General features: G+C 69.3%; 23 protein-coding genes. 1 reads left to right on the top strand and 22 read right to left on the bottom strand.

All coding sequences use genetic code 11. The features are described from left to right. Positions 1-7: 7 nt before the first annotated feature. From rplN to AB0N04_RS11570, 14 genes are all read right to left on the bottom strand, one after another. The gene (gene rplN, locus AB0N04_RS11635; RefSeq protein ID WP_030232481.1) at positions 8-379 is read right to left on the bottom strand and encodes a 50S ribosomal protein L14; all 372 of its coding nucleotides are present in this window, start codon (positions 377-379) and stop codon (positions 8-10) included. A gap of 102 nt (positions 380-481) precedes the next feature. Further along, the gene (rpsQ, locus tag AB0N04_RS11630; protein ID WP_030055826.1) at positions 482-754 is read right to left on the bottom strand and encodes a 30S ribosomal protein S17; all 273 of its coding nucleotides are present in this window, start codon (positions 752-754) and stop codon (positions 482-484) included. After that, positions 754-978, bottom strand: a complete 225-nt coding sequence (rpmC, locus tag AB0N04_RS11625) for a 50S ribosomal protein L29 (RefSeq protein WP_030232478.1) — start codon at positions 976-978, stop codon at positions 754-756. Before rpmC ends, rpsQ begins: the two co-directional genes overlap by 1 nt. Then, positions 978-1,397, bottom strand: a complete 420-nt coding sequence (gene rplP, locus AB0N04_RS11620) for a 50S ribosomal protein L16 (protein WP_030300385.1) — start codon at positions 1,395-1,397, stop codon at positions 978-980. The genes rpmC and rplP overlap by 1 nt, the downstream gene beginning before the upstream one ends. A 5-nt stretch (positions 1,398-1,402) precedes the next feature. Beyond that, positions 1,403-2,227: a 30S ribosomal protein S3 gene (gene rpsC, locus AB0N04_RS11615; protein WP_030055823.1), complete on the bottom strand. Its 825-nt coding sequence runs from the start codon at positions 2,225-2,227 to the stop codon at positions 1,403-1,405. Then, positions 2,227-2,574: a 50S ribosomal protein L22 gene (gene rplV, locus AB0N04_RS11610; protein ID WP_030232471.1), complete on the bottom strand. Its 348-nt coding sequence runs from the start codon at positions 2,572-2,574 to the stop codon at positions 2,227-2,229. The genes rpsC and rplV overlap by 1 nt, the downstream gene beginning before the upstream one ends. A 58-nt stretch (positions 2,575-2,632) precedes the next feature. Beyond that, a complete protein-coding gene (gene rpsS / locus AB0N04_RS11605; RefSeq protein ID WP_030232469.1) occupies positions 2,633-2,914 on the bottom strand; it encodes a 30S ribosomal protein S19 in 282 nt (93 codons plus the stop codon). An 11-nt stretch (positions 2,915-2,925) separates the two neighbouring features. Then, on the bottom strand, positions 2,926-3,762 hold the full coding sequence (rplB, locus tag AB0N04_RS11600; protein WP_360209092.1) for a 50S ribosomal protein L2: 837 nt from the start codon (positions 3,760-3,762) through the stop codon (positions 2,926-2,928). A 46-nt stretch (positions 3,763-3,808) separates the two neighbouring features. Further along, entirely contained in the window at positions 3,809-4,126 is a 318-nt protein-coding gene (gene rplW, locus AB0N04_RS11595; RefSeq protein WP_030280768.1) for a 50S ribosomal protein L23, read from the bottom strand. Beyond that, the gene (rplD, locus tag AB0N04_RS11590; RefSeq protein ID WP_360209095.1) at positions 4,126-4,803 is read right to left on the bottom strand and encodes a 50S ribosomal protein L4; all 678 of its coding nucleotides are present in this window, start codon (positions 4,801-4,803) and stop codon (positions 4,126-4,128) included. Before rplD ends, rplW begins: the two co-directional genes overlap by 1 nt. 4 nt (positions 4,804-4,807) lie before the next feature. Then, positions 4,808-5,455 carry a 50S ribosomal protein L3 gene (rplC, locus tag AB0N04_RS11585; protein WP_153460994.1) on the bottom strand — a complete coding sequence of 216 codons (648 nt, stop codon included), beginning with the start codon at positions 5,453-5,455 and terminating at the stop codon, positions 4,808-4,810. A 14-nt stretch (positions 5,456-5,469) separates the two neighbouring features. Beyond that, entirely contained in the window at positions 5,470-5,778 is a 309-nt protein-coding gene (rpsJ, locus tag AB0N04_RS11580) for a 30S ribosomal protein S10 (protein ID WP_012785157.1), read from the bottom strand. 419 nt (positions 5,779-6,197) lie between these two features. Then, positions 6,198-8,018, bottom strand: a complete 1,821-nt coding sequence (locus AB0N04_RS11575) for a hypothetical protein (protein ID WP_360209098.1) — start codon at positions 8,016-8,018, stop codon at positions 6,198-6,200. 146 nt (positions 8,019-8,164) lie between these two features. Then, a complete protein-coding gene (locus AB0N04_RS11570; protein ID WP_360209101.1) occupies positions 8,165-9,058 on the bottom strand; it encodes a glycosyltransferase in 894 nt (297 codons plus the stop codon). 422 nt (positions 9,059-9,480) lie between these two features. Between AB0N04_RS11570 and AB0N04_RS11565 the strand changes: the two genes are divergently transcribed. After that, a complete protein-coding gene (locus AB0N04_RS11565) occupies positions 9,481-11,235 on the top strand; it encodes a hypothetical protein (protein ID WP_360209104.1) in 1,755 nt (584 codons plus the stop codon). 102 nt (positions 11,236-11,337) lie between these two features. Here the strand turns inward: AB0N04_RS11565 and AB0N04_RS11560 are convergent, their stop codons facing one another. The 8 genes from AB0N04_RS11560 to fusA all read right to left on the bottom strand — a co-directional run bounded on the left by AB0N04_RS11560 (position 11,338) and on the right by fusA (position 21,315). Then, positions 11,338-11,715, bottom strand: a complete 378-nt coding sequence (locus tag AB0N04_RS11560) for a DUF2304 domain-containing protein (RefSeq protein ID WP_360209106.1) — start codon at positions 11,713-11,715, stop codon at positions 11,338-11,340. Further along, positions 11,712-12,401, bottom strand: coding sequence for a glycosyltransferase family 2 protein (locus AB0N04_RS11555; RefSeq protein WP_360209108.1), 690 nt, complete (start codon positions 12,399-12,401; stop codon positions 11,712-11,714). Before AB0N04_RS11555 ends, AB0N04_RS11560 begins: the two co-directional genes overlap by 4 nt. A gap of 107 nt (positions 12,402-12,508) precedes the next feature. After that, on the bottom strand, positions 12,509-13,840 hold the full coding sequence (locus AB0N04_RS11550; RefSeq protein WP_360209111.1) for a hypothetical protein: 1,332 nt from the start codon (positions 13,838-13,840) through the stop codon (positions 12,509-12,511). A gap of 124 nt (positions 13,841-13,964) precedes the next feature. Continuing rightward, on the bottom strand, positions 13,965-16,040 hold the full coding sequence (locus AB0N04_RS11545; RefSeq protein ID WP_360209113.1) for a hypothetical protein: 2,076 nt from the start codon (positions 16,038-16,040) through the stop codon (positions 13,965-13,967). Positions 16,041-16,213: 173 nt separating this feature from the next. Then, a complete protein-coding gene (locus AB0N04_RS11540) occupies positions 16,214-16,639 on the bottom strand; it encodes a GtrA family protein (protein ID WP_360209115.1) in 426 nt (141 codons plus the stop codon). After that, entirely contained in the window at positions 16,636-17,595 is a 960-nt protein-coding gene (locus tag AB0N04_RS11535) for a glycosyltransferase family 2 protein (protein WP_360209118.1), read from the bottom strand. Before AB0N04_RS11535 ends, AB0N04_RS11540 begins: the two co-directional genes overlap by 4 nt. A 186-nt stretch (positions 17,596-17,781) precedes the next feature. Further along, a complete protein-coding gene (gene tuf / locus AB0N04_RS11530) occupies positions 17,782-18,975 on the bottom strand; it encodes an elongation factor Tu (RefSeq protein ID WP_326846505.1) in 1,194 nt (397 codons plus the stop codon). A 234-nt stretch (positions 18,976-19,209) separates the two neighbouring features. Further along, positions 19,210-21,315, bottom strand: coding sequence for an elongation factor G (fusA, locus tag AB0N04_RS11525; protein ID WP_360209121.1), 2,106 nt, complete (start codon positions 21,313-21,315; stop codon positions 19,210-19,212). Between the last annotated feature and the right edge of the window lie 15 nt (positions 21,316-21,330).

Genomic DNA, 21,330 nt, shown 5'->3' with positions numbered 1-21,330 from the left:
CCATGGGTTAGAGCACCTCCGGCGCCAGCGAGATGATCTTCATGAACTTCTTGTCGCGCAGCTCGCGGCCGACCGGGCCGAAGATACGGGTGCCACGGGGGTCACCCTCGGTGTTCTTCAGCACGACAGCGGCGTTCTCGTCGAAGCGGATGTACGAGCCATCCGGACGACGACGCTCCTTGACGGTGCGGACGACGACGCACTTGACGACGTCACCCTTCTTCACCGAACCACCGGGGATCGCGTCCTTGACGGTCGCGACGATGACGTCCCCGATTCCGGCGTAGCGACGACCGGAGCCACCGAGAACACGGATGCAAAGGATCTCCTTGGCACCAGTGTTGTCGGCAACACGCAGTCGCGACTCCTGCTGGATCACAGCTTTCTCCTGATCGTCAACGAGAGTCGACGGGCCGGCCGCTGCTCACACCGGCGTCCCGGGGGGACCCGCTGCACATACGGCCGTACCACATCGGCTTCGTTACTTGGCCTTCTCGAGGATCTCGACGACGCGCCAGCGCTTCGTCGCGGACAGCGGGCGGGTCTCCGCGAGGAGGACCCGGTCGCCGATGCCGCAGGCGTTGGCCTCGTCGTGCGCCTTCAGCTTGTTCGTACGGCGGATGACCTTGCCGTACAGAGCGTGCTTGACGCGGTCCTCGACGGCGACGACGACGGTCTTGTCCATCTTGTCGCTGACGACGAGACCCTCACGGGTCTTGCGGAAACCGCGCGTCTCGTTGGTGTTCTCAGTCATCAGGCGTTCTCCACCGTCTCGATGCCCAGCTCGCGCTCGCGCATCAGGGTGTAGATCCGCGCGATGTCCTTACGGACGAGCTTGAGCCGTCCGTGGTTGTCGAGCTGCCCGGTCGCCGCCTGGAAGCGGAGGTTGAACAGCTCCTCCTTGGCCTCGCGAAGCTTGGCAACGAGACCCTCGTTGTCCAGCGAGCGAAGCTCAGCAGCCTTGGTAGCGGCCGACATCAGCTCTCACCGTCCTCGCGCCGGACGATCCGGCACTTCATCGGCAGCTTGTGCGCGGCGCGGGTGAGCGCCTCGCGAGCAACCTTCTCGTTCGGGTACGACAGCTCGAACATGACCCGACCCGGGTGCACGTTCGCGATCCACCACTCCGGCGAACCCTTACCGGAACCCATGCGGGTCTCGGCCGGCTTCTTGGTCAGCGGACGGTCCGGGTAGATGTTGATCCAGACCTTGCCGCCACGGCGGATGTGACGGGTGATCGCGATACGAGCGGACTCGATCTGACGGTTCGTCACGTAGGCCGGGGTCACGGCCTGGATGCCGAACTGGCCGAACGCCAGCTCGGTGCCACCCTTGGAAGCGCCGCGACGCTTCGGGTGGTGCTGCTTGCGGTGCTTGACCCGACGGGGGATCAGCATTGCGGTCAGGCCTCCGTTCCGGTGTTCTCGGCAGCCGGAGCCTCGGCGACCGGGGCCGCGGGGGCCTCGGCAGCGGCGGGACGACGGCCGCGGCCACCGCGCTCGCCACCACGGCGCTCGCCACCGCGGGCGGGACGACCACCCTCGGGACGGGCCGGGCGGTTGCCCGAGCGGGCAGCGGCGTTCTCAGCGCGGACCTCGGCGATGTTCTTGACGTCGCCCTTGTAGATCCAGACCTTCACGCCGATGCGGCCGAAGGTGGTCTTGGCCTCGAAGAAGCCGTAGTCGACGTTCGCGCGCAGGGTGTGCAGCGGCACACGGCCCTCGCGGTAGAACTCCGAACGGCTCATCTCGGCGCCGCCGAGACGACCGGAGCACTGGACCTTGATGCCCTTGGCGCCGGACTTCATGGTGCCCTGCATCGACTTGCGCATGGCACGGCGGAACGACACGCGGGAGGACAGCTGCTCCGCGACGCCCTGAGCCACGAGCTGGGCGTCCAGCTCGGGGTTCTTGACCTCGAGGATGTTCAGCTGGACCTGCTTGCCGGTCAGCTTCTCGAGGTCGCCGCGGATGCGGTCGGCCTCGGTGCCACGGCGGCCGATGACGATGCCGGGGCGGGCGGTGTGGATGTCAACGCGGACGCGGTCGCGGGTGCGCTCGATCTCGACCTTGGAGATGCCGGCGCGCTCCATGCCCTTCGTCATCATGCGACGAATGGCGACGTCTTCCTTGACGTAGTCCTTGTACAGCTTGTCGGCGTACCAGCGGGACTTGAAGTCCGTGCTGATGCCGAGGCGGAACCCGTGCGGGTTAACCTTCTGGCCCATTACCGGGTCCCTTCCTTGCTGCTGACGACCACGGTGATGTGGCTGGTCCGCTTGCGGATCCGGTAGGCACGGCCCTGGGCGCGCGGACGGAACCGCTTCAGGGTCGGGCCCTCGTCAACGTACGCCTCAGAGATGTAGAGGTCGTCCACGTTGGAGTGGTTGTAGTTGTGCGCGGCGTTGGCAATGGCGCTGTCGAGCACCTTGCCGACCGGCACGGTGGCGGCCTGCGGAGCGAAACGCAGGACGGCCTGGGCCTCCGTGGCGTTCAGGCCACGGATGAGGTCCACCACGCGGCGGGCCTTCATGGGCGTGACGCGGATGTACCGCGCCTGGGCCCTGGCTTCCATGGTTGTCCCCTTAATGGAGTAAGTCATTGAGTCGTTCTGGCGCTGAAGCTCAGGCGACTTAGCGACGCTTCGACTTGCGGTCGTCCTTGACGTGACCGCGGAACGTGCGGGTCGGAGCGAACTCGCCGAGCTTGTGGCCGACCATCGACTCGGTGACGAACACCGGGACGTGCTTGCGGCCATCGTGGACCGCGATCGTGTGACCGAGCATGCTCGGGGAGATCACGGAACGACGGGACCAGGTCTTGATGACGTTCTGGGTACCCGCCTCGTTCTGAACGTCCACCTTCTTGATGAGGTGGCCGTCGATGAAGGGGCCCTTCTTGAGACTGCGCGGCATCTGACCTGCTCCTAGCGCTTCTTGTTGGTCTTGCGGCGGCGCACGATGAGCTTGTCCGACGCCTTGTTCGGGCGACGGGTACGGCCCTCGGGCTTACCCCACGGCGAGACCGGGTGGCGACCACCGGAGGTCTTACCCTCACCACCACCGTGCGGGTGGTCGATCGGGTTCATGGCGACACCACGCACGGTCGGGCGGACGCCCTTCCAGCGCATACGGCCGGCCTTGCCCCAGTTGATGTTCGACTGCTCGGCGTTGCCGACCTCGCCGATGGTGGCGCGGCAGCGGGCGTCGACCAGGCGGATCTCACCGGAGGGCATGCGCAGGTGCGCCATCTTGCCCTCACGCGCCAGCAGCTGGATGCCGGAGCCGGCGGAGCGGGCCAGCTTGGCACCGCCGCCGGGACGCAGCTCAACCGCGTGGATGGTGGTACCGACCGGGATGTTGCGCAGCGGCAGGTTGTTGCCCGGCTTGATGTCGGCGCCAGCGCCGTTCTCGATCCGGTCGCCCTGCGTGATGCCGCGCGGCGCGATGATGTAGCGCTTCTCGCCGTCCGCGTAGTGCAGGAGCGCGATGCGCGCGGTGCGGTTCGGGTCGTACTCGATGTGCGCGACCTTGGCCGGCACGCCGTCCTTGTCGTGACGACGGAAGTCGATCACGCGGTAGGCGCGCTTGTGACCGCCACCCTGGTGGCGAGCGGTGACACGACCGGCGTTGTTACGGCCGCCCTTGCTGTGCAGGGGGCGAACCAGCGACTTCTCCGGCGTGGACCGCGTGATTTCTACGAAGTCGGCCACGCTGGAGCCACGACGGCCCGGCGTAGTCGGCTTGTACTTGCGGATGCCCATTTGGCTCTCTCGTCCTCGTCCTAATCGACGATCACGATCTCCTTGTTCAGGAGACCGGACCACCGAAGATGTCGATGCGGTTGCCCTCGGCCAGCGTCACGATGGCGCGCTTGGTGTCCTTGCGCTTGCCAAAGCCCGTCTTGGACCGCTTGCGCTTGCCCTGACGGTTGATCGTGTTGACAGCCTCGACCTTGACCGAGAAGACCGCCTCGACGGCCTGCTTGATCTGGGTCTTGTTGGCGCCCGGCGACACGATGAACGTGTACTTGTTCTCGTCGAGAAGGCTGTAGCTCTTCTCGGAGATGACCGGCTTCACCAGGACGTCACGGGGGTCCGTGAACGTCTTGCTCGTAACGTCGCTCATCAGGCGGCGCTCCCTTCGAGCTCGCCCTCAGCGGCAACGGCCTTGGCGGACGCGGCCGGACCGGCCACGAAACGCTCGAAGGCGGCCTGGGTGAAGACCACATCGTCGGAGACGAGCACGTCGTAGGTGTTCAGCTGACCGGCGTCCAGGATGTGCACGTGCGGCAGGTTGCGAGCGGACTTGAGGCCCAGCTCGTCCGAACGCTCGACGACCAGGAGGACGTTCTTGCGCTCGGTGATCTTGCCGAACAGGCTCTTGGCGGCCTTGGTCGACGGCGCCTCGGTCGCGGTCACGTCGGTGATGACGTGGATGCGGTTGTGGCGGGCCCGGTCGGTGAGCGCACCGCGCAGGGCGGCGGCGATCATCTTCTTCGGGGTCCGCTGCGAGTAGTCGCGCGGCACGGGACCGTGCACGACGCCACCGCCGGCGAACTGCGGCGCACGGGTCGAGCCCTGACGGGCGCGGCCGGTGCCCTTCTGGCGGTACGGCTTCTTGCCGCCACCGCGGACCTCGCCACGAGTCTTGGTCTTGTGGGTGCCCTGACGGGCCGCAGCGAGCTGCGCCACGACGACCTGGTGCATCAGCGGAACGCTGACCTTCGCGTCGAAGATCTCGGCCGGCAGCTCGATGCTGCCGGTCTTGTCGCCAGCCGGCGACAGGATGTCAATGGTGCTCATTTCCTCACAGCCCCTTCGCCGCGGTGCGGACGAGGACGAGGCCGCCGTTCGGGCCCGGGACGGCGCCCTTGATGAGCAGCAGACCCTTCTCCGCGTCGACCGCGTGCACGGTCAGGTTCTGGGTGGTCACACGCTCGTGACCCATCCGACCAGCCATGCGCAGGCCCTTGAACACACGGCCCGGGGTGGCGCAGCCACCGATGGAACCGGGCGAACGGTGCTTGCGCTGGGTGCCGTGACCGGCGCCGAGACCACGGAAGTTGTGGCGCTTCATGACACCGGCGAAGCCCTTGCCCTTGGAGGTGCCGGTCACGTCGACCTTGACACCCGCCTCGAACAGCTCGGCGGTGATCTCCTGGCCCAGGGTGTACTCGGACGCGTCCGAGGTACGGAGCTCGACCAGGTGGCGGCGCGGGGTGACACCGGCCTTGGCGAAGTGGCCCGCGAGGGGCTTGTTCACCTTGCGGGGGTCGATCTCGCCGAAGCCGATCTGGACGGCGTCGTAGCCGGCCGGGCTGTCGGCGGTGTGGACCTGGGTCACGACATTGGGCCCAGCCTTGACGACGGTCACCGGGACGACCCGGTTGTTCTCGTCCCAGACCTGGGTCATGCCGAGCTTCTCGCCCAGGATGCCCTTAATCTGCTTAGCCATCTTCGGTGCGCCTCTCAGAGCTTGATCTCGATGTCGACGCCGGCCGGCAGGTCGAGACGCATCAGCGAGTCAACCGTCTTCGGCGTGGGGTCGAGGATGTCGATCAGACGCTTGTGAGTACGCATCTCGAAGTGCTCGCGCGAGTCCTTGTACTTGTGCGGCGAGCGGATGACGCAGTACACGTTCTTCTCAGTGGGCAGCGGCACCGGGCCTGCGACCTGCGCACCAGTCCGGATCACCGTCTCGACGATCTTCTTCGCCGAGGAGTCGATGACCTCGTGGTCGTAGGCCTTGAGCCGGATGCGGATCTTCTGTCCCGCCATGGCTACTCAGTAGTCCTTCTGTCTTAGTCACTGCACGACCTCCCCTCCGACCCCCGCGCTCGGGCGTGTCGCACTCGCGCTTGCAAAAAACCGGCGAAGAGATCGTCGGTTTCAAACTTTCCGGGGTGGGGGGTGCCGGATCGAGGCCCCGCATACGCTTCCCGGAAGATTCCCGTACTTTCGCCCCGCAGCTGCCGTGGCGTCGACTTCACGCTTAACGGCCATCACGGGAACGACGAGTACGTGGGACTCGCTTCCGGTCCTCCCGGCGGGAGGCGCGCAGCATCGGCACTCAACCGAGCAACTTGGACATACTGCCACATGGAGCAGCCCGGATGCCAATCGGGGCCGGTGAGGTCTCCCTCACCGGCCCCGTTCGGGTGACCGTCCTCAGCGGCGCGCGGCGCCGGGCCCCGGCGTCACCAGGGCCGCTTGCTGCCGCAGGTGAGCGCCCACTCCTCGCCGGTCACGTTGGCGCACCACAGCCGGCCCTTGTCGGGCTCGTTGTTGTACTCCTTGAGCTGCTTGTTCACCGGTGCGCAGTCCGTCGGCCCGGCCGGGTCGTACTTCGGGCACTTGCCGTCGCGGTTCACCAGGATGTGGGCGCGCCAGGCGTCCGCACCCATGTCGATGCCCTTGGCGTCGGCCGTCGGCACGAACTCCGGCTTGGTGGTCGGCATGTAGCGGTCCGCGGACCAGGAGGCGGCCATGGTGGCGAACAGCGCCACCGCGCAGACCGCGCCGGCGACCAGCCGGCCGGTGACGGCCGGGCGCAGGGTCAGCGGCACGGGCCCGCCGTCGGTGCCGACGCGCTGCACCGTCCGCAGCCAGCCGGCACCCCGCTGGACGACGAACATCAGGCCGAGCACCGCGAGGATCATCAGCGCGTAGAGGATGATCCAGGTGGTGCGCGGGTACAGCATGACGGCCTTGTCCTTGGCCAGGTGCGAGGCGAAGTAGAAGCGCAGCAGCCAGGCGCTGATCAGGGTCGCCGCGGTGGTCCGGACGGTGATGCTGCGCAGCCCGAGGCCGAGCGCCAGCGCGACGCCGGCCAGCAGCAGCAGCGTGTAGGCGCTCTGCCCGGCGAGCTCACCGTGCCAGGGGAAGTTGTGGTACGTCAGGTCGCCGTTGCGGTCCGAGGCCCAGCTCATGATGTACGCCGGGTCGATGTACACCGAGAGGTAGGCGTACCGGTCCGTGGCCTGGGCGCCGCCCTTGACCAGCTCGTACAGCAGCGGCGAGCCCACCACGCCGGCGCTGACCAGGGTCGCGGCCAGGAACAGCAGCGCGCGCTTGACCCGGGCGGCACCCCGGCGCCACGGCACCAGGAACAGCGTCAGGACGAAGACGCCCGGCGCGGCCCAGACGAACCAGCCCGAGTACCAGAGGAACATCACGCCGAAGGAGGCGCCGAAGCCGACCCCGCGCAGCACGGTGGAGCGCGTGCTCAGCTCGTGCGCCCGGCGCAGCTCGCGCAGGGCCCCGGCCAGCATCGGCACCATGACCAGCATGGTGACGTGGCTGTACGGCCGGATCGGGTCCAGGAAGAGGATCGCCGCCGGGACGGCGATCAGCAGCGCCCAGACCGGGCGCAGCAGCAGGCGCCAGGACAGGTAGGCCATCGGGCCGACCAGCGCGCTGCAGATCAGCTGGACGTCCTTCATGGCGTAGCCGACGCCGCCGACGCCGCCGTAGAACAGCTTCGACCAGACCGCCAGCACGGCCGGGAAGCCGGGCGGGTAGACGCCGGGCAGGCCCTGGCCGCGCAGCATGTCGTTGGCCATGCCCATGAGGTTGCCCGGGTCGCCCTCCTGGCCGCCGAGGCCCCAGTCGGTGCCGTTCAGCGCCACCGCGATGCCGCCGGCGACCACGCCGGTGGCCAGGCCCGCGACGGCCGCGCAGACCAGCCGCTGGAGCACCTGGTAGCGGGCCAGCCTGCCCCGGTAGGCGGCGTAGAGCAGCACCGCGAGGACGGGCAGGCCCACGACGGCCGCGTACTTCTGCACCATGGCCAGGCCGCTGACCTGACCGACCCGGTTGAGCGGGTTGACGTTGATGCGGGTGCAGAGCAGCGTGAAGACGAAGGCCGCCACGATCGAGACCAGGGCCTCGGCCGAGCGCACCGCCCAGGGCCGTGCCAGCAGGCCGTCCATGCGCCCGAGGCGGGCGGCGATCGCGCCCTCCGCTTGTCGGGACTCCGCCTGGGAGCCGCCGACCGGGCTGGTGGCCAGATCAGTCATGTCAGTCACTTCCGTGCGGTGGCCACGTCCGGTGAGTGGCATGGAGTGGCGTGGTGGTCGGCGATCGGAGAACAGCGGACATCATAAAACCGCCGCCCGGAGCCCGGGCTCCGGGCGTCGGCCCGCGACGGCCGCCCAGTGCCTGGTCAGCTGCTGCGGACGGCACGGCCGACCATGGCGCCGGCGTGGGCGAAGTCACCCGCGCCGAGGCGCCCGGCGGCGACCATCAGGGCGTGCAGGCGGGAGGAGAGGTGCAGGTCCGCCGAGCGGGCCGCGGCCGTCCAGCCCTTGGCGCGCAGCTCCTTGGAGATCAGCGTGTAGTAGCGCAGCTCCTCGTCGAAGCGCTTGCCGTCCTTGACCCGGTTCGAGGAGTCGCTGGCCTGGTGGCGGCGGTAGCGGAACACCTCGCGCTCGTCGACCAGCAGGTTGCCGCCCTCCATCAGCATGTCGACCATGAAGGCGAGGTCGTGGATGGCGTCGATGTCCGGGCGGTACGGGATCTTCGACAGCGCGGACTGGCGGTAGGTGAGCGACGGCGTGTAGAGCCAGTTGCCGGAGAGCAGGCTCTTCACCGCGGCCTCGCCGCCGATCACGCCGGCCTTGCGGGCCGGGGCGCTGATCCGGCGCTTGACCTTGTCGCCGATGCCGAGCGCGGGCACCAGGTTCCCGTCGCTGTCCATCACCCGCACGCCGGGCTGGACGGCGATCGCGGTCGGGTCGGCCCGCAGGCGCTCCAGGACGACGTCCAGGTAGTCGGGCTCCAGCAGGTCGTCGGCGCCCATCATCGAGACGAACTCGCGCTCGGCCAGGGTGGAGGCCTTGTAGGTGTTGCCGTTCGGGCCGAGCCGCTCCTCGTTGCGGACGTACCGGATCCGTTCGTCGTCCAGGCTCTCGATGTACTCGAGCGCCCGGGTGCCCGGGTACTGGTCATCCACGATGGTCAGCCGCCAGTCCTGCTGGTGCTGGGCCCGGATGCTGTCGATGGTGGCGAACAGGTACTCCGGGTCGCCGTAGTACGGGATGACGAAATCGACGCTCATAACGGCGCCGCACCTCCTGGTCCTGGATCACGCTTCGGTGCCGCCCGGCCGCGGCCGCAGGGCGAGCCAAGTCAACCAGCTTTGCCCGGCCGGTGCGTCGGCCGGTCCGCCCACCCGGGCCCGGAGCCCGGGCGAACCGCGGCGCAAGGGGCCCGAAAGGGAAATTCCGGCGCACGGAAATGCGTCCGGCGGGCGACCCGGAAATGAATCGTCCCGGCGATGTCCGGATTTCCCCCGTTTTCAAAACATCCACACCTTCGCAAATGTGGTCTGGACCAATAGGATACCTTCGGAGCGACATGTCGGCCCCCGGCGATCCGGGTTCTGAAGGGCTCCACTCGATGACCATCAGCGTTCCGCAGCACGCCAATAGGCCTCGGCGGTCGCATGCGATACCGGTGACTCCCCCTCCCGTTCAACGGATGAACGGGCGTCAGAGTTCAGCCTGGTGGCTCCCGGTCGAGGGCTTCGTCGGGGTGTCCGCCGCCCTGCTCATGACCTGGGCGGCCCGGTTCGTCCACGTCGATCCCATGGTGCGGGTCGGTCAGGTCAGCGGACTCGCCGGTCTGCAACTCGTCCTGCTGCTCGCGATGGGCGGCACCGTCGGACTTCTGCTGCTCGTGATGCGCCGGTGGCCGGTGCTCCCGCTGCAATTCGGCGCCGCGATATTCGCCGGCCTCTCCAGCGGCGTCCTCGCCGCGGCCGTCTCGCTCGCACTCCGCGGCACCCCCTGGCCGCTCGGCGGTCAGGGCGGCGACGCCGGAGTCCTCCAGGGCTGGGCCTTCAACATCATCCACGGCCAGCCGATCGACGACACCTACCCGCCGCTCTTCCCCCACCTGCTCGGCTGGTACACCCGGCACTTCACCGACGGCGACCCGGGCCACGCGCTGAAGATCGTCAGCCTGGTGTTCATCGCGCTGCTCGGACCGACGGCCTACGTGGCCTGGCGGCTCATCCTCCCCCCGCTGTGGGCCCTCGGCATCGGCGTCACCGCCTCGCTCCCGCTGGCCGACCCGTACAAGCCGTACACCACGATCGTGCTGGTCGGGCTGCTGCCGGTGCTGGCCAAGCTGCTGCAGCTGATCCAGCGCTCCCAGCTCCTCGGCCGCCGCCGCGCGGCCGTCCTGGGCGCCGTCGTCGGGGCGGTGCTCGGGCTGCTGTTCCTGCTGTACTCGGGCTGGTTCGTCTGGTCCGCGGCCGGCCTGGTGCTGATGGGCTTCGTCCTGCTGGTCCGCCAGTGGCGCACCCACGGCACCCCCGCCCTGGTGACGGCCCTGCTGCTGGTCGGCTCGGCCGGCGCGGTCTTCGTCGCGGTGTCCGGCTTCTACCTCACCCGGTTCCTCTCCTCCGCGGGCGGCGCCGTCGACCGCTACTGCTACTTCGACGTCTACACGGAGCCCAGCTACTTCACGATGTGGGGCGGCGACATGCCCGGCGGCCTCGGGCTCGGCGCCTGGCCGCAGCCCGGCGAGATCGGCGGCGTCGGCCTGTTCGCCGTCGTGCTGCTGGTCGGGGCCGCCGCCGCGCTCGTGGTCGGCCCGCGCAACTCCGTGGTGCTGGCCACCGCGGCCGCCGCGGCGAGCGCCTTCCTGATGCGCTACTGGTACGCCTCCCACATGTGGAAGGACCAGGCGGTGATGCTCTACCCGCGCACCAACCAGCAGCTGCTCTACTGCTTCGTCGTGCTCACCGGCCTGGCCCTGTTCCTCGGCGTCGAGCGCCTCCTGGAACGGCGGCACCGGACCGTTCCCCGGGAGCACCCCGAGCGGCCCGGGCGCACGCCCCGCCGCTACGCGCTGGCCTCGCTGTGCGCGCTCGGCCTGCTGATCGGCATGGCCGGCTCGTCCACCGGCAGCCGGTACATGCCCGAGCCCGCCGCCCGGATCGACAGCACCGGCAACCTCGCCCACACCGCCCAGGTCCTGCGCGGGCTGAACGGCGTCTGCTCGCCCTACGCGGACGCCGCGCAGTGCGTCGACCCGGTGCCGCCGGCGGTCTTCGACCAGGCCGCGAAGATCAGGAAGGACCAGGAGAACCAGCAGAAGCCCGAGTACCGGGTGCTGAGCTGCCAGGAGGGCGGCAGCCCGTACCCGCACGCCCCCAAGCCCACCCCCACCACCACCAAGGGGGCCGGTCGGCTGGAGACCCTGGTGGAGGCCCTGGTCCGGGGCTGAGCGCCCCCGGACACGGCTGAGGGCCGGCACCCCGTTCGGGGTGCCGGCCCTCGGCCGTCGGTGCCGGGCGCGCGGCCCTCGGCCCTCGCCGCGGGAGGCGGGTCAGCGGTCGGAGCCGACCGGGGCGTCGAGGCGGTCGTTGTTGTGGCGGACGCCCTCGGTGATGGCGACCGTACGGGCCAGGTCCGTGAGCTTCTTCTCCAGCGAGCGGAAGCGCAGGTAGGTGTTGAGCGTCAGGAAGCCCATGGCGATCACCATCAGGTAGAGCACCAGGTCGGTGCCGCGGCCCACGCCCAGCGCGGTGGCCAGCTTGGTGACGCCGGCCGGCCACAGGATCGCGATCACGTTGGCGATCACGAACAGCGCGAAGGCGATGCGCTTCCACGCCCGGGTGTTCGCGGCGTCCCAGCGCCGGACGAACAGGAGGGCCATGGCCACCGCGGCCAGGACGAGGATCAGCTGAATCCAGAGGTGATTCATCGGCGGTTACGCTCCCGCAGCGAGATGTCGAAGAGGATGTTCACGCCGTTGATCAGGGACTGGCCCTTGGCGCGCGAGTAGTCGGTGTAGAGGATGTCCACCGGGACCTCGGCGACCCGGAGGTCCGAGCCGGCGAGGAAGGAAACGATCTCCGAGGCGTGCGCCATGCCGTTCATGGTGATCCGGATCCGGCTGGCGGCCTCGCGGTTCATCACCCGCAGACCGTTGTGCGCGTCGGTCAGCTTGAGCTTGCGGGCGGTCGGGCTGACGGCCGCGGCGGTGCGGAGCACGACCCGCTTGATCCACGGCACCTGGCCGGTCTGCTCGATGAAGCGGGAGCCGAGCACGATGTCGGCCTCGCCCCCGCGCAGCAGCGCGACCATCTTCTCGACGTCGGCCGTCTGGTGCTGGCCGTCCGCGTCGAAGGTGGCGAAGTACTCCGCGCCCTCCTGCTCCAGGGCGTACCGCAGGCCGGTCTGCAGGGCGGCGCCCTGGCCCAGGTTGACCGGGTGGCGCACCAGGTGCGCGCCGGTCGTCATGACGTGCTTGGCCGTGTCGTCGGTGCAGCCGTCGTCGATCACCACGATGTTGGGGAAGGTCTTGCGTGCCCCTTCCACGACGTCGGCGATCACCTGGCCTTCGTTGTAGGCCGGGATCACCAGCCAGACGTTGTCATACTCGGACACAGGGGGCTCCATGCTTGGCGAACGGCACGGCGGCGCGTGCCTGGGTCTGTCTGTCGTCGGTGGTGATCACGGGCGTCGTCGGCCAATCACGGTCACGTCCCCCGCCCTCACGAGGTCCGCAGCGGCTCGGCCGCACCGCGGTCGTCCAGCCCGGTGTGCCCGGGGGCGGGACGCGAGGGGAACGCCCGGTACAGCGACCAGAGCATCAGGACGGCGCTGACCAGCGCTCCGGCGAGGTACGCGAGCTCGGCGCGCACGCCGACGGCGCCGGGGGCGAGCGCGACGGCTACCAATGCTACGGAACCGGCGGACCAGCCCACCAGCTGCCGGCGGTGCTGCCCGCTCGACATCAGCGCCTGGCCGAAGACCGTCGCGAGGACGTAGCAGAGGGTGCCGAGGACGAGCCACGCGAAGTCCAGCGGGCCGAGCAGGTCCTTGGCGTTGAAGAGCAGCGGGTTGAGCCAGGCGCCGAGGGCGATCACCGGCAGGCCGCCGCCGATGCACATCGCGGCGACGATCGCGGTGGTGCGGGTCAGCACCTTGCGGAACTCGGCGTGGTCGCCGGCCGCGGCGGCGCCGGAGAGCGCGGAGACCATCGAGGCCTGCAGGGCGCTGTAGGCGAAGAGCGGGACGCGGGCCATCACCACGGCCTGGCCGAGGGCGAAGACCAGGGCGTCGGAGGCCTCGGAGTGCTTCGGCGCCAGCAGGCGAACGCAGACGACGGTCGCGTTGACCACCAGCTGGCTGAGCATCACGGAGGCGATCAGCAGGCCGAGGCCGCCGGTGAGCTGGCGCCAGGCGACCTCGGGCCCGGGCGCGCGGTCCGCGAGGATGCCGCGCAGGCCGATCAGCGAGGCGGCGACGGGGGCGACCACCAGGATCAGGCCGAAGGCCAGTGCCGAGTGCAGTCCGATCGCGGCGGTCAGCGCGGCCAGGCCGATGCGCAGGGCGCCGTCGACGGCCAGCTGGGTGCCGTAGGGCCCGAACAGGCCGAGGCCGGCCAGCGCGCCGCGGGAGACCGAGCTCACCGCGAGGCCCGCCATGCCGCCGGCGAGCGCCACCACGAGCGTGCGGTCGCCGCCGAACAGCTGGTCGGCGATCGGGCCCGCGGCGGCGGCCAGCAGGGCGCAGGCCGCCGCGAGGATGGCCAGGGCGAGCAGCAGCATCCGCCGGACCGCCGGCAGCGCGCCGTGCCCGGCCACCTTGCGGGCGGCGACCAGGCGCGTCAGTTCGAGCTCGACGGGCTGGAACAGGCCCCAGCCGATCGACATCACGATGGTCCAGAGCATCGTCACCCTGGCTGCGCCGGCCGTCCCGAGGCTGTAGCCCACGAGCGCCATGTAGACGTACGCCGAGGCGCCGAGCACGACCGTCCCACCGATCACGAGCCGCGCCCCCGGGGGTAGGACCCCAAGCAGCTTGGCGATCGGGTTCTTCATCACATGATCACCGAATTCATCGGCCGACCTTGCCACACGTCTCCGCACGAGGCCGGCCCGGCCGTGCGATTGCTGTGAATAGTAGCGGGTGGGCGTGAACATCCGATGACGGTGGGTCCCACCGTCAGCCACCGGGGAAGGTACGGCCCCACGGCTCCGTCCAGAGGTTCTGAGGATCGCTCAGCACCGTCACCGTGACACCGGCCGCGGCCAGGTCCCGCTTGATCCGTTCGCCCACCGACCGGTCCGCGGTCACGATGGTCGGCCGCACCGGCGCGGCCGGGAGCTTGGCGATGGCGCCCTTGAGGCGACCCATCGACTTCTGGTAGTCCTCCTCCTTCACCTGGGGGCCGCCGATCGACACCCAGTGGATGTCGTAGAGCGCCGCCATGTCGCCGCCGCGCCGGTTCATCAGCGAGGCGAGCCAGGTGGCCTTGAGGTTCTTGTAGTCGTCGTTGGCGAAGAGCACGATCACCGGGCCCGCGCTCGGGATGTCCAGCGCCGCCGCGCCCTTGGGGCCCATGTCCCCCTTGAACTCGCCGCGCCCCCAGACCACCAGCCGGTTGCCGGACCACGCCGAGGGGTTGTCCTCGGTGGTCAGGAAGCCCCACTGCACGTTGGCGAAGAGGCTGAGCGCGGCGGCCACGGCCAGCCCGGAGGCCACCAGCTCGCCGGCCCGCCGCCGCAGCGTGCGGGCGCTCCCCCGGTACGCGGGCTGGAGGGCGATCCCGACGGCGCCGAGCGAGATCAGGCTGACCACGACGCCGACGGCCGTCATCTTGTGGATGTAGTAGGAGTACCGCCCGATGCTGTGCAGCTGGTACGCGGCGAAGGCGCTGAGCAGCGCGCCGGTGCCGAGCAGCACCGCGAGGTGGGCCTGGCCGGAGGCGGTCCTGCGGTAGCGCGGCATGGCCGCGGCGAGCAGGCCGAGCAGCCCGCCGCCGATCAGCACCGCGCGGTCGGCCTCGACGCTCGGGCCGCTCATGTTCGAGGCGCCGGCCACGTCCAGGTCGCCCATCAGCGAGAGGACGCTCGGCAGCGCCGCCACGCCCAGCGCGCACGCCAGCGCGCCGGCGGTCCACCACCAGCTCCACGGGAGCCTGCGCCGGTGCACCACCACCGCGCCCAGCAGGGCCACGCCCACGAAGGCGCCGTAGATGTTGTAGGTGTAGGTGACGGTGATCAGACCGGCCGAGGCGGCCAGCAGGAACTCGACGGGGCCCATCGCGGGGCGGATCAGCACGGCGAGCGCGAGCGCGATCAGCAGCAGGCCGATGAAGGTCGAGTCGAAGCCGTGGATCAGCAGGTCCGTGTAGTTGCTCGCGAACATGAGGGCGCCGACGCTCGCGCACACCGCGGCGCACCGCCACCCGTACAGCCGCGGCCCGGCGATCCACCGGGCGGCCCAGACCAGCGCGGCGCAGAACAGCGCGTAGGCCAGCAGCAGGTACAGGAAGTACCGGTTCATCGTGTAGAGCATGTCGCCGGGGTCGGCGCCGGAGTGGACCACCGCGTCGACCCAGGCCAGCAGGAAGTGCGAGCCCTGCGGGTACGTCACCTCGGACGGCGGGATCAGGAAGTTCCGGGCGGCCTCCTGGTGGAGGAAGTTGAAGCCGCCGACGCCCTGGATGCCGGAGAAGAAGGAGAAGTGCGCGAGGCGGTCCTCGGAGGTGGCGAACAGCGCGACCCGCTCGGCCGCCGACGTCCCCGCGACGGGGTGGAAGAGGTAGTGCCAGATGCCGTAGCCGGTGCCCAGGACCAGCAGGTCGGACCAGCGGAAGCGCACCGGCAGCCGCGGCGCGCGGCGGGCGGCCCAGGCCGCCACCGTCACCACGCTGAACATCAGACCGGTGGTGGGGATCGGCGACAGGCCCCACGGCCAGAGCGAGAAGAGCAGGCCGAAGGTCAGCACCGAGCCGGCCAGCAGCAGCCCGGCCACGAACAGCCGGTCCAGCAGCACGCCGCCGACCCTGATCACGGCGGCTATCGCGAGCAGCAGCAGCGGCAGCAGCACCACGCCCAGGTGCAGCGTGACCAGCCCGGCCGGCACCAGCCAGGACAGTGCGAGCCCCCCGGCCAGCACGAGCGGGCTGCGGCGGCCGGGCCGCCCCCCGCCGGTCGGGGCGGGTGGCGGCCCCGGCGGCGAGGTCGGTCGCGAGGCCTCGCGCTCGCGCTCGGGCGTGGAATGTACGGTCGACACGGTGCCGTGCCCCTTCGGTCGGAGTCCCTGCCGCCCGTCTCCCCCAGCCGGGTGCGGACTTCCTCTACCGTGAGCGGGCAGGCTACGAGCGCCCAGCATACCGAGTAGGCCCTTGCCGACAGCGGCTCAGGGCCCCGGGTGCACGGTCTGCGAACCGTCCGGAGCAACGCCGTTCAGCCGCGGAACACCCAGACCTTCAGCAGGACGAAGCGGGCCACCGTGGCGAGGCCGTTGGCGACGACCAGTCCGGCCACCTCGACCGGTCGGGAGGCGTCCGGCGCGACCTGGTCGAGCAGGGCGAGTACGCCCGCGCTGAGACCGAGTCCGATCAGGAAGGCCACCGCGCCCTGCAGTTGGTGCCGGACCATCCCCTGCGCGCCGGTCACCCCGAAGGTGAACCGCCGGTTGGCCGCGGTGTTGGCCACCGCGCTGACGGCCAGCGCGATCAGGTTGGCCGCCTGCGGGTCGGTGAACCACCGCGCGGCGACGAAGAGCCCCAGGTAGAAGAGGGTGCTGAGGACGCCGATGACCAGGAAGGACGGCAGTTGACGGCGGGTCGGCGGAGCGGGCTCGGACGCCTCCTCCTCGACGACGGTCACCGGCCCCGGCCCCGCTCGTCGTCCTCGGCCGAGTCGTAGCCGACGAAGTAGGTCGGCCGGGCCTGCACCGCCGAGTAGATCCTGCCGACGTACTCCCCCAGCAGTCCGACGCAGATCAGCTGCACGGCGCCGATGAACAGCATGCCGATGAACAGCGACGCCCAGCCCGGTACGGTCGCGCCGAGCACGTAGGAGACGGTGGTGTAGACCCCGAGGCCGATGCAGACCACGAAGCTCACCAGGCCCAGCCAGGTGGCGAGCCGCAGCGGGGCGGCGGAGAAGTTGGTGACGCTGTCCAGCGCCAGCCGGAGCATCTTGGACAGCGGGTAGTGGGTGCCGCCGGCCACCCGCTCCTCGCGGACGTACACCACCTCGCCGCTGGGGAAGCCGAGCCACGGCACCAGCAGCCGGTAGACCGGCTGGTGCTCGGGCAGCTGCTTGAGGGCCTCCACGGCCGCGCGGCTGAGCAGCCGGAAGTCGCCGGCCTGGTTGGGCATCCGCTTGCCGACCAGCCGGCGCATCAGCCAGTAGTAGGCGCCGGCCGTCCGGCGCTTGAAGGCGGTGTCGGTGCCGCGGTCCCCGCGGACGCCGTAGACCACGTCGAGGCCCTGCTCGCGGGCCAGGTCGAGCATCTCCGGGATCTTCTCCGGCGGGTCCTGCAGGTCGGCGTCGATGCTCACCACGTAGTCGCCGAGGGCCCGGTGGATGCCGGCGGTGAGCGCGGCCTGGTGCCCGGAGTTGCGGGCGAAGCGGACGATGCGGAACTCCGGCCAGTCCTGCCGGATCTTCTGCATCAGGACAGGCGTGGCGTCCGTGCTGCCGTCGTCGACGCCCACGACCTCGTAGTCGGTCCCGAGCCCGTCCAGGATCGGCCGCAGCCGCTCGACGGTGAAGGGGAGCGCCTCCTGCTCGTTGTAGATCGGCATCACGACCGACAACAGTGGTGCCGTAGGCATGCGTTGGATCCCACTTTCCGCGACGGCGGGGCTGGACGGTGGCCCGACAATAACAGCCGGCCATGAGCGACCCGTGAGAGCGACCGGGGGCGGGTGAGGGCCGGATGAAGGCCGAAGGGCTCCGCACACTCGCGTGTGCGGAGCCCTTCGGTTCGCCTGAGCGGTGCAGGCAGGTCAGAACACCGATTACTTGATGATCTTGGTGACCTGGCCGGCGCCGACGGTGCGGCCACCCTCACGGATGGCGAACTTCAGGCCCTCCTCCATGGCGATCGGCTGGATCAGCGCGACCGTCATGCCGGTGTTGTCGCCCGGCATGACCATCTCGGTGCCCTCGGGGAGGGTCACGACGCCGGTCACGTCCGTGGTACGGAAGTAGAACTGCGGGCGGTAGTTGTTGAAGAACGGGGTGTGGCGGCCACCCTCGTCCTTCGACAGGATGTAGGCCTGGGCCTCGAAGTCGGTGTGCGGGGTAACCGAACCCGGCTTGATGATGACCTGGCCGCGCTCGACGTCCTCGCGCTTGATGCCACGGAGCAGCAGACCGACGTTCTCACCGGCCTGGCCCTCGTCGAGCAGCTTGCGGAACATCTCGATGCCGGTGACCGTGGTGGTGGTCTTGGTCTCCTTGATGCCGATGATGTCGACAGTCTCGTTGACCTTGAGGATGCCACGCTCGATGCGGCCGGTGACGACGGTGCCACGACCGGTGATCGTGAAGACGTCCTCGATCGGCATCAGGAACGGCTGGTCCACGGCGCGGGCCGGGGTCGGGATGGCCTCGTCGACGGCGTGCATCAGGCCGAGGAGCTTCTCGCCCCACTCCTTGTCGCCCTCCAGCGCCTTCAGCGCGGAGACGCGGACGACCGGCAGGTCGTCGCCCGGGAACTCGTACTCGGAGAGGAGCTCACGGACCTCGAGCTCGACGAGCTCCAGGATCTCCTCGTCGTCCACCATGTCGGCCTTGTTCAGGGCGACGACGATGTAGGGGACGCCGACCTGGCGGGCCAGGAGGACGTGCTCCTTGGTCTGCGGCATCGGGCCGTCGGTGGCGGCGACGACGAGGATCGCACCGTCCATCTGGGCCGCACCGGTGATCATGTTCTTGATGTAGTCCGCGTGACCCGGGCAGTCGACGTGGGCGTAGTGACGCGCCTCGGTCTGGTACTCGACGTGCGCGATCGAGATGGTGATACCGCGCTGCCGCTCCTCCGGCGCCTTGTCGATCTGGTCGAACGGCGTGAAGGGGTTGATCTCCGGGTACGCGTCGTGCAGCACCTTGGTGATGGCCGCGGTAAGGGTCGTCTTACCGTGGTCAATGTGACCGATGGTGCCGATGTTGACGTGGGGCTTCGTCCGCTCGAACTTCGCCTTCGCCACTGCAGTCCTCCTGAGGACAGTTCTGTACGCCGTGCTGACGTCAGTTGGTCTTTGATCGGGATTGGGCCCGGGGTGCCTGAGCACTCCGCACCGTCCCGCGGGTGGGGGCCGGAGGCACCCGGGAGAATCCGACCGGATCCTCCCGGGACGCCTCCTAATAGCCTAAGGGTTCGCAATCGTCCCGAATGTCGGGACGTTCGCGGCCTCGGGTAGGGAACCGGCTGGTGCCGGTCCTTACTCGCCCTTGGCCTTGGCGATGATCTCCTCCGCCACGGCCTTCGGCACCTCGGCGTACGAGTCGAACTGCATCGAGTAGCTCGCGCGACCAGAGGTCTTGCTGCGCAGATCACCGACGTAGCCGAACATCTCGGAGAGCGGCACCAGCGCCGTGACGACGCGGGCACCGTGACGCTCGTCCATGGACCGGATCTGGCCACGGCGAGAGTTGATGTCGCCGATCACGTCGCCCATGTAGTCCTCGGGCGTGGTGACCTCGACGGCCATCATCGGCTCGAGGAGGACCGGCTTGGCCTTCCGCGCGCCTTCCTTGAACGCCATGGAACCGGCGATCTTGAACGCGAGCTCGGAGGAGTCCACGTCGTGGGCCTGGCCGTCGAGCAGCTTCACGCGGACACCCTGGAGCGGGTAGCCGGCGAGCACACCGAACTCCATGGCCTCCTGCGCACCGGCGTCGACCGACGGGATGTACTCGCGCGGAACGCGGCCACCGGTGACCAGGTTCTGGAACTCGTAGCCCTCGCCGGACTCGATCGGCTCGATCGCGATCTGCACCTTGGCGAACTGACCGGAACCACCGGTCTGCTTCTTGTGGGTGTAGTCGATGCGCTCGACGGCCTGACGGATCGTCTCGCGGTACGCGACCTGCGGCTTGCCGACGTTGGCCTCGACCTTGAACTCACGCTTCATACGGTCGACCAGCACCTCGAGGTGCAGCTCGCCCATACCCGCGATGATGGTCTGGCCGGTCTCCTCGTCCGTGTTGACCTGGAAGGACGGGTCCTCCTCGGCGAGGCGCTGGATGGCGATACCCAGACGCTCCTGGTCACCCTTGGACTTGGGCTCGATGGCGACGCGGATGACCGGGGCCGGGAAGTCCATGGACTCCAGGATGACCGGGTTCTTCTCGTCGGCCAGCGTCTCACCGGTGGTGGTCTGCTTCAGGCCCATGACGGCGACGATGTCGCCGGCGCCCACCGACTCGATCTCCTCACGCTTGTTCGCGTGCATGCGGTAGATCTTGCCGATGCGCTCCTTCTTGCCCTTCACGGCGTTCAGCACCGAGGTGCCGGACTCCAGGCGGCCGGAGTAGATCCGGACGAAGGTGAGCTTGCCCAGGTGCGGGTCGGACATGATCTTGAACGCCAGCGCGGCCAGCGGCTCGTCGTCCGAGGCCTTGCGGGAGATCGTGGTCTCCGGGTCGTTGGGCTTGGTGCCCTCGATCGACTCGATGTCCAGCGGCGACGGCAGGTACTTGACGACCGCGTCGAGCAGGGGCTGCACGCCCTTGTTCTTGAACGCGGTGCCGCAGAAGATCGGCGTGAAGGCCGACTCCAGGGTGCCCTTGCGGATCGCCGTGTAGAGCAGCTCCTCGGGGACCTCTTCGCCCTCCATGGCGAGCATCATCACGTCATCGCTGACGTTCGACACCTCGTCCAGGAGACGCTCGCGGTACTCGTTCGCCTGCTCCTGCAGCTCGGCCGGGATGTCGACGATGTCGTACATCTCGCCCTTGGCGGCCTCGGCGGACCAGACCAGGGCCTTCATGCGGACCAGGTCGACGACGCCCTTGAAGTCCGCCTCGGCACCGATCGGGAGCTGCATCACCAGCGGGGTCGCGCCGAGGCGCTCCACGATGGTGTCGACGCAGAAGAAGAAGTTCGCGCCCGTGCGGTCCAGCTTGTTGATGAAGCAGATGCGCGGGACGCTGTAGCGGTCAGCCTGCCGCCACACGGTCTCGGACTGGGGCTCGACACCGGCGACACCGTCGAACACCGTCACGGCACCGTCGAGGACGCGCAGCGAACGCTCCACCTCGACGGTGAAGTCGACGTGACCCGGGGTGTCGATGATGTTGATGGTGTTGTCGACGCCGTCGACCGTCCAGTGACAGGTCGTCGCGGCCGACGTGATCGTGATGCCGCGCTCCTGCTCCTGCTCCATCCAGTCCATGGTGGCAGCGCCATCGTGGACCTCACCGATCTTGTACGAGACACCGGTGTAGAACAGGATCCGCTCGGTGGTGGTGGTCTTGCCCGCGTCGATGTGCGCCATGATCCCGATGTTGCGGACCCTGGCGAGGTCAAGGGAGGTTGCAGCCATGGTGGCTCGTTCTCT

The sequence above is a fragment of the Kitasatospora sp. NPDC051702 genome (assembly GCF_040681575.1).
Taxonomy (GTDB): domain Bacteria; phylum Actinomycetota; class Actinomycetes; order Streptomycetales; family Streptomycetaceae; genus Kitasatospora.
This window is presented reverse-complemented; position numbering and strand designations above follow the sequence as displayed.

Excerpts from the sequence above, each read along its gene's own strand:
- AB0N04_RS11570 (WP_360209101.1), bottom strand. The coding sequence starts at position 9,058 with ATGAGCGTCGATTTCGTCATCCCGTACTACGGCGACCCGGAGTACCTG.
- rpsS (WP_030232469.1), bottom strand. The coding sequence starts at position 2,914 with ATGCCGCGCAGTCTCAAGAAGGGCCCCTTCATCGACGGCCACCTCATC.
- rplP (WP_030300385.1), bottom strand. The coding sequence starts at position 1,397 with ATGCTGATCCCCCGTCGGGTCAAGCACCGCAAGCAGCACCACCCGAAG.
- AB0N04_RS11560 (WP_360209106.1), bottom strand. The coding sequence starts at position 11,715 with ATGAATCACCTCTGGATTCAGCTGATCCTCGTCCTGGCCGCGGTGGCC.
- rpsQ (WP_030055826.1), bottom strand. The coding sequence starts at position 754 with ATGACTGAGAACACCAACGAGACGCGCGGTTTCCGCAAGACCCGTGAG.
- rpsC (WP_030055823.1), bottom strand. The coding sequence starts at position 2,227 with ATGGGCCAGAAGGTTAACCCGCACGGGTTCCGCCTCGGCATCAGCACG.
- rplD (WP_360209095.1), bottom strand. The coding sequence starts at position 4,803 with ATGAGCACCATTGACATCCTGTCGCCGGCTGGCGACAAGACCGGCAGC.
- rplV (WP_030232471.1), bottom strand. The coding sequence starts at position 2,574 with ATGGAAGCCAGGGCCCAGGCGCGGTACATCCGCGTCACGCCCATGAAG.
- rplC (WP_153460994.1), bottom strand. The coding sequence starts at position 5,455 with ATGGCTAAGCAGATTAAGGGCATCCTGGGCGAGAAGCTCGGCATGACC.
- rpmC (WP_030232478.1), bottom strand. The coding sequence starts at position 978 with ATGTCGGCCGCTACCAAGGCTGCTGAGCTTCGCTCGCTGGACAACGAG.
- rpsJ (WP_012785157.1), bottom strand. The coding sequence starts at position 5,778 with ATGGCGGGACAGAAGATCCGCATCCGGCTCAAGGCCTACGACCACGAG.
- fusA (WP_360209121.1), bottom strand. The coding sequence starts at position 21,315 with ATGGCTGCAACCTCCCTTGACCTCGCCAGGGTCCGCAACATCGGGATC.
- AB0N04_RS11535 (WP_360209118.1), bottom strand. The coding sequence starts at position 17,595 with ATGCCTACGGCACCACTGTTGTCGGTCGTGATGCCGATCTACAACGAG.
- rplB (WP_360209092.1), bottom strand. The coding sequence starts at position 3,762 with ATGGGCATCCGCAAGTACAAGCCGACTACGCCGGGCCGTCGTGGCTCC.
- AB0N04_RS11550 (WP_360209111.1), bottom strand. The coding sequence starts at position 13,840 with ATGAAGAACCCGATCGCCAAGCTGCTTGGGGTCCTACCCCCGGGGGCG.
- rplW (WP_030280768.1), bottom strand. The coding sequence starts at position 4,126 with ATGAGCGACGTTACGAGCAAGACGTTCACGGACCCCCGTGACGTCCTG.
- AB0N04_RS11575 (WP_360209098.1), bottom strand. The coding sequence starts at position 8,018 with ATGACTGATCTGGCCACCAGCCCGGTCGGCGGCTCCCAGGCGGAGTCC.
- AB0N04_RS11565 (WP_360209104.1), top strand. The coding sequence starts at position 9,481 with ATGAACGGGCGTCAGAGTTCAGCCTGGTGGCTCCCGGTCGAGGGCTTC.